5 protein-coding genes are annotated in these 6,831 nt (G+C 49.8%); all 5 read left to right on the top strand.

The features are described from left to right. Positions 1-579 precede the first annotated feature (579 nt). A complete protein-coding gene (gene phbB, locus IEW52_RS14100; RefSeq protein WP_188630718.1) occupies positions 580-1,332 on the top strand; it encodes an acetoacetyl-CoA reductase in 753 nt (250 codons plus the stop codon). A 44-nt stretch (positions 1,333-1,376) separates the two neighbouring features. Then, a complete protein-coding gene (locus IEW52_RS14095; RefSeq protein WP_188630717.1) occupies positions 1,377-2,585 on the top strand; it encodes an acetyl-CoA C-acetyltransferase in 1,209 nt (402 codons plus the stop codon). A 36-nt stretch (positions 2,586-2,621) separates the two neighbouring features. Further along, a complete protein-coding gene (locus IEW52_RS14090; protein WP_188630716.1) occupies positions 2,622-2,954 on the top strand; it encodes a phasin family protein in 333 nt (110 codons plus the stop codon). 182 nt (positions 2,955-3,136) lie between these two features. Next, entirely contained in the window at positions 3,137-4,846 is a 1,710-nt protein-coding gene (phaC, locus tag IEW52_RS14085) for a class I poly(R)-hydroxyalkanoic acid synthase (protein WP_229667966.1), read from the top strand. A gap of 235 nt (positions 4,847-5,081) precedes the next feature. Beyond that, positions 5,082-6,746, top strand: coding sequence for a glutamine--tRNA ligase (glnS, locus tag IEW52_RS14080; protein WP_188630714.1), 1,665 nt, complete (start codon positions 5,082-5,084; stop codon positions 6,744-6,746). The last annotated feature ends 85 nt before the right edge of the window (positions 6,747-6,831 follow it).

Below are 6,831 nucleotides of genomic sequence, written 5' to 3'. Positions count from 1 at the left end.
CGGCCGTGAGTGACTGACCTAACAAGTTCCGTTTCATGGCAGGCTCCCGAATGTAGCTATATGTAGAAATTATAGATCCACATGGGTTATGCCGTACTGCTTATATCTTTATTCTTGCTTCTGAAAAAAGTAATTTTTTATTTTAGTAGTAGTTACTCAAAAAAGGTAAACGCTTGTTACCTTTCTTGTCTGCCATTTTTTCGGTTACCCAAAAGAGTCTAAAAAAGGAGTGCGTCATTTTTATTTTAAATAATGATGTGGTGGCGATAAAACGATGCGAGGAGAAGTTCGGTCTGATCCGAGTTATTTTTAATTATTATGAATATTTGTAGTTTTTTATGTTGTAGTTTGATGACCATTTGGAATTAATGTTCGTTTGTGTTTTTTTAGCATTAATTGGAATTAGTTGTTTTATTTGTCATAAAAATAGGATTATAGTGATGGTGTTGCAGGTGAAAAAATAACTGACCTCTTGGTTGGTTTTTTACCGTTAGCACAACGGGATACCTAAGAATATTTTAAGATTCAGCATTGGCTGAGTTTTTATAAGGCAGTAAAGCAAAACAAAGGAGTGATTTGATGACCGATAAGAAAATTGTACTGGTTACCGGCGCCGCGGGCGGAATTGGTACAGAAGTGTGTCGTATGTTCTTAGATAATGGATACAAAGTAGTAGCGACACACCGTCCAGGTAAAGAAAAAGAAGAGCAGGCAAAAAAATGGCTGCAAGAAGAAAAACTGGACGGACAAGATATTCAATTGTTAGCGCTGGACGTGAGTAATCATGGCGCCGTGAGTGAAGTGCTGGCCGAAACCCTGCGTGAGCTGGGCCGCATTGACGTATTAGTAAACAATGCCGGCATTACCCGTGACTCTACCTTTAAAAAGATGTCTTGGGATCAGTGGCAACAGGTGATGGAAACCAACTTGAACAGCCTGTTCAGCGTCACTCAGCCGGTATTCAACCAGATGTGTGAGCAAGGCAGCGGCCGTATCATCAACATCTCTTCCGTCAATGGCCTGAAAGGTCAGTACGGACAGGTAAACTATTCCGCCGCAAAAGCAGGCATGATTGGTTTTACCAAGGCGCTGGCAGCCGAAGGCGCGCGTTTTGGCGTGTGTGTAAATGCCGTAGCACCTGGTTACACCGCGACTCCCATGGTCACGGCCATCCGTGAAGATGTACTGGATTCAATTAAAGCGACTATTCCGTTGAAGCGTCTGGCGACTACCGAAGAAGTGGCTGGTGCGGTTTTATATCTGGCAGGCGAGCATGGCGGTTATGTTACCGGCGAAACCTTGTCGGTCAACGGCGGCCTGTACATGCAGTAAGTGGCAACACCTGGCTATTTATTATCAACGGAGTGAAATTTATTATGTCTGAACCTGTATACATTGTTGCGGCCAAACGTACGCCTATTGGTAGTTTTTGTGGTGCATTGAAAACCATTCCTGCGGCCGAGCTGGCGGGGGTGGCCATTAAAGGTGCATTGGCCCAGGCGGGTCTGGCGGCTGAACACGTTAACGAAGTTATCGTGGGTAACGTGATCAGTGCCGGTCAAGGCATGGGTATTGGCCGTCAGGCCGCCATTGCCGGCGGTATTCCAGTGGGTGTGCCGGCCTACAGCCTGAATATGGTATGCGGCAGCGGTATGAAAACGCTGATGGATGCCTGTGCTCACATTAAAGCGGGCGATGCCGACATTGTGGTGGCTGCCGGTTGTGAAAACATGTCGCAAATTCCGTTTATCGCCAAAGGCGACCTGCGTAATGGCCATAAAATGGGCGACATGGCGCTGAGCGATCTGTTGATTAACGACGGTCTGACCGATGTATTCAACAAATACCACATGGGTGTGACCGCCGAAAACGTGGTTGCGCAAGAAAACATCACTCGTGAAGAGCAGGATGCTCTTGCCGTAGCCAGCCAAAACAAGGCCGTTGCAGCTATTGAAGCCGGACATTTCAAAGATGAAATCGTATCGGTAGAAGTAAAAAGCCGCAAAGAAACGGTAGTGGTTGATACCGATGAATACCCTAAAGCGGGCAGCTCTACCGAGAAACTGAGCCAGCTGCGCCCTGCATTCAAGTCCGACGGTTCAGTCACCGCAGGCAATGCTTCTGGTATCAACGACGGCGGCAGTGCCATCATTGTGGCCAGCAAATCGGCCGTTGAAAAATACGGCTTAACGCCACTGGCAGAAGTGGTGGGTTATGGCCAGGGTGGTCTCGATCCGTCCATTATGGGTCTGGGCCCGGTGCCTGCGATTGCACAAGCACTAACTCGAGCCAATCTGACATTGTCTCAGATGGAACGTCTTGAATTAAACGAAGCCTTTGCCGGTCAAGCGCTGGGTGTCGTGAAGCAGTTGTCCAAGCAGCACGACATTGCCGAATCTGCCCTGCTGGAAAAAACCAACGTGAATGGTGGCGCTATCGCTCTGGGTCATCCACTGGGTGCCTCCGGTAACCGTATTCTGGTTACCTTGCTGTATGAACTGCAGCGCAGCAAGAGCGATCTGGGTCTGGCCTCACTGTGTGTGGGTGGTGGTATGGGTACTGCCGTGGTGTTGAAGCGCGTTTAACGCATCTTGTTAAGCTTCTTTGATAAGGAAACTGTTATGTATACGAATATTTTCCAGAACTTTAACGAGCAGAGCGGAAAAGCCGTTGCTCCTTTGTTGAAATATAATCAACTGGTTGCCAATAACTTTACCGCCTTGACCAATTTGCAGCTGGATGCCGCGCGCCAATACGCCGATATCGGTTTGGCACAGCTACAAGCGAGCGCTCAGGTTAAAGATGCACAGAGCTTGATGAGCCATGGTTCCAAGCAACTGGAAACCATGACACGAGTGAGCCAGCAGATGATGGAAGATGCGAAAAAGCTGGCTGAACTGGCTCAGGAGTTTAAAACGGGCTTGGAGCAACTGGCTGCAGACGCACAGAAGTAATAAGCCGAGTTAAGGCCCTTAGCGAGTGTATATAGCAGGGAAGGGGCTTGATGGCTCCTTCCCATTATTGTTGTTGGGTCAGCGCAATTTTCTATCAGGGAAAGTCAATGCAACAGAATACGTTTAACGGCAATGATCCCATAGGCCAATTTTTTAATTGGAATGAGACCATATGGTCGGAAATGCAAAAAGCAAAACTGGGCGATAATCCGGTAAGCCAGGCATTATCCCAGGTCAACTCCGATGATTTACAGGTTTTCTATCAGGCTGTTTCAACCAACCCAATGCGTTTGCTCGATATGCAAATGCAGTGGTGGCAAGGCCAGCTGGCCATTTGTCAAAACAGCATGATCAAGAATATGGATAAAAGTACCGAAAGTCTGGTGCAGGATCCCCCGGGCGATCGTCGATTCAAGCATCAGGCCTGGAAAGATGAGCCGCAATTCGACTTTATGCGCCAGTCCTACCTTCACTTTGCCAAATCTCTGACCGATATGCTGGAAGTCGTTGAAGGCATACCCGATTCGGTTCGCGAACGGTTGAAGTTCACGTTTCGCCAGACCATTAATGCACTATCACCCAGTAACTTTCTCTGGAGCAACCCCGAAGTATTACAACGCACCCTGGAAGAAAAAGGGGCTAACCTGATCAAGGGGTTGGCGTTGTTTCAGGAAGATATGGCTGCCAGTGCCGATACGCTGAAAATCCGCATGACCCGCCAAGCAGCGTTCAAATTAGGCCAGGATCTGGCCACCACGCCCGGTGATGTGGTGTTTAGAAACGACATATTTGAATTGATTCAGTATGCGGCGACCACCAAAACCGTTCACCAGACGCCGTTGTTGATCATTCCGCCCTTTATCAACAAGTTTTATATTCTGGATCTTAAAGAGCAGAATTCGTTGGTGGCCTGGTTACGTGATCAGGGACACACCGTTTTTATCATGTCGTGGCGCAACCCGGGTAAAGCTCAGGCCGGTAATGGTTTTTCTGATCTGATCGAGTCTGGCACCATGGAAGCCATTCGCGTTATCGAACAAATTACCAGCGAAAAAGAAGTTAACGCCATTGGTTACTGCATCGGCGGCACCTTGCTGGCTGCCACACAGGCGGTATATGCAGCACGACGCATGAAGTCGCGGGTTAAAAGTGCAACCTACCTCACTACCTTGCTGGACTTCACTCAGCCGGGTGAAGTCGGGGTGTTTATCAACGACCCGGTAGTGAGTGCGATTGAACTGGTCAACGAGAGTCAGGGATATTTCGATGGCCGACAAATGGCGGTTACTTTCAGTCTGCTGCGTGAAAACAGCCTGTACTGGAATTACTACATCGATAATTATCTGAAAGGGCAGGAGCCGTCCGACTTCGACATCTTGTACTGGAACAGTGACAGTACCAACCTGAGCGCAACCTGCGCCAGCTTCTTGCTGCGCGAGCTTTATCTTAACAACCGTCTTAGCCAGCCAGGGGCGGTCAAGGTGGGCGATTTTGGTATTGATTTAAGCAAAGTCAAAACGCCCAGTTACTTCCTGTCTACCAAGGAAGACCATATTGCCTTGTGGGATGCGACCTTTAAAGGCTCGCATTTGCTGGGAGGAGACAAGACCCTGGTATTGGGTGAGTCGGGCCATGTTGCCGGTGTGGTTAACCCACCGAGCAAAGATAAATATGGCTATTGGTTAAGCGATGCCGCCTTTGATAACCCTGAGCAATGGCTGACCACGGCGAAGCGTGAAGCGGGATCCTGGTGGACACATTGGCAGCAATGGGCAACGCCTTTCCTGGGTGACAAGCAAGTTCCTGCCAGAGCGGTAGGCTCGGCTGAGTGTCCTGCGCTTATGCCGGCACCGGGCCAATACGTTCAGCAAACGCTGCCCGTAGCGGAATAACCGCCCAGGCTCTTGGTAAGCCCAGCCTGTCAGGCAGCGTTAAGCTGTCAGTAAAAATCAGCATCGAGTCTTCAGGCTCGGTGCTTTTTTGTTTTTGCGGATCGCTGACGGCTGAAAGCTCACGTGCTGGTTCAGGCTGTTTTCGCGGTTTATTCGGTACAGGCTCTTGAGCCATGGGCACAGATCATGGATCATGGTCTTTTGATAATGCCATTCCCACGTTCGAGGTGTATGAATGAGTCAGGTGGACCCCAGTCCTAGCAATTTTATTCGCCAAATCATTAATGAAGATTTGGCCAGTGGCAAACATCAGTCGATACAAACCCGTTTTCCGCCAGAGCCGAACGGTTATCTACATATTGGTCATGCCAAATCCATCTGTCTGAACTTTGGTATCGCACAGCATTACCAGGGAAAGTGTAATCTGCGTTTTGATGATACCAACCCGGAAAAAGAAAGCGTGGAGTACGTTGAATCAATTCAGCGTGACGTACGCTGGCTGGGCTTTGAGTGGAGTGGTGATATACGCTACTCATCCGACTATTTTGAGCAACTGTACGGCTACGCCGTTGAGCTGATTGAAAAAGGTCTGGCTTATGTTGACGAGTTAACGCCAGAGCAAATCCGTGAACACCGCGGTACGCTGACGTCACCTGGCCGTAACAGTCCTTACCGCGATCGTCCGGTTGCCGAAAGCCTGGATCTTTTCACCCGCATGCGTAACGGCGAGTTTAAAGAGGGCGTTATTTGCCTGCGAGCCAAAATCGACATGGCATCGCCCTTTATGGTGATGCGAGATCCTGTGCTATATCGCGTGCGTTTTGCTCACCATCATCAAACCGGTGACCAGTGGTGCATTTATCCCATGTACGACTTTACCCACTGTATTTCGGATGCCCTGGAGGGGATTACCCACTCGCTGTGTACTCTGGAATTTCAGGATAACCGTCGCCTGTATGATTGGGTGCTGGACAACATCAGCATCGATTGCCATCCACGGCAGTACGAATTTTCGCGGTTGAATCTTGAATACACCATGATGTCCAAGCGCAAGCTCAATCAGCTGGTGACCGATGGTCACGTTGAAGGCTGGGATGATCCACGGATGCCGACCATTTCTGGCTTGCGTCGCCGAGGCTACACTCCGGCAGCGGTACGCGAGTTTTGCTTGCGCATTGGTGTGACCAAGCAGGATAACACCATCGAAATGGGCATGCTGGAAGCCTGCATTCGTGATGATCTTAACGAGAATGCGCCACGCGCGATGGCGGTACTGCGCCCTGTGCGTCTGGTCATTGAAAACCTGCCTGAAGGGCATGAAGAAACGCTGCAGGCGCCTTTGCATCCCAGCAAGCCAGAAATGGGCACCAGAACGCTGCCGTTTTCTCGTGAAATCTATATAGATGAAGCGGACTTTCGGGAAGAGGCCAATAAAAAATACAAGCGCCTGGTGCTGGGCAAGGAAGTCAGGTTACGTAATGCCTACGTGATCAAGGCCGAGCGAGTGGAAAAAGACGAAGCGGGTAATATCACCACTATTTTCTGCAGCTACGATGGGGATACCCTGGGTAAAGATCCCGCCGATGGTCGCAAGGTCAAGGGCGTTATTCATTGGGTATCGGCCACCCACGGGGTGCCTGCCGAGGTGCGCTTGTACGACCGACTGTTCAATGTGCCCAACCCGGGAGCGGCCGAGTCATTGGAGTCGACTTTGAACCCGACATCTCTGCAGGTATTGCAGGGTGCCGTGGTTGAGCCATCGCTACGAGACGCCAAACCAGAGCTGGCCTATCAGTTTGAGCGGGAAGGTTATTTCTGCCGTGATAACAGCAGCGAGGGCATGGTGTTCAACCTGACAGTGGCGCTGCGTGATTCCTGGGGCAAGGAAGAAGGCGCTTAAAACCAAGCCGTCAGCGGTAAGCGCTCAGCTGTCAGAGTAAAAGTAAGGAGTGAGGAGTAACCCCAGCCTGAAATCAGGTAGTTTT

This window comes from Oceanisphaera marina, from assembly GCF_014643915.1.
GTDB classification, from domain to species: domain Bacteria; phylum Pseudomonadota; class Gammaproteobacteria; order Enterobacterales; family Aeromonadaceae; genus Oceanimonas; species Oceanimonas marina.
The sequence above is the reverse complement of the archived record's forward strand: the minus strand, read 5'-3'. Positions and strand labels throughout refer to the sequence as shown.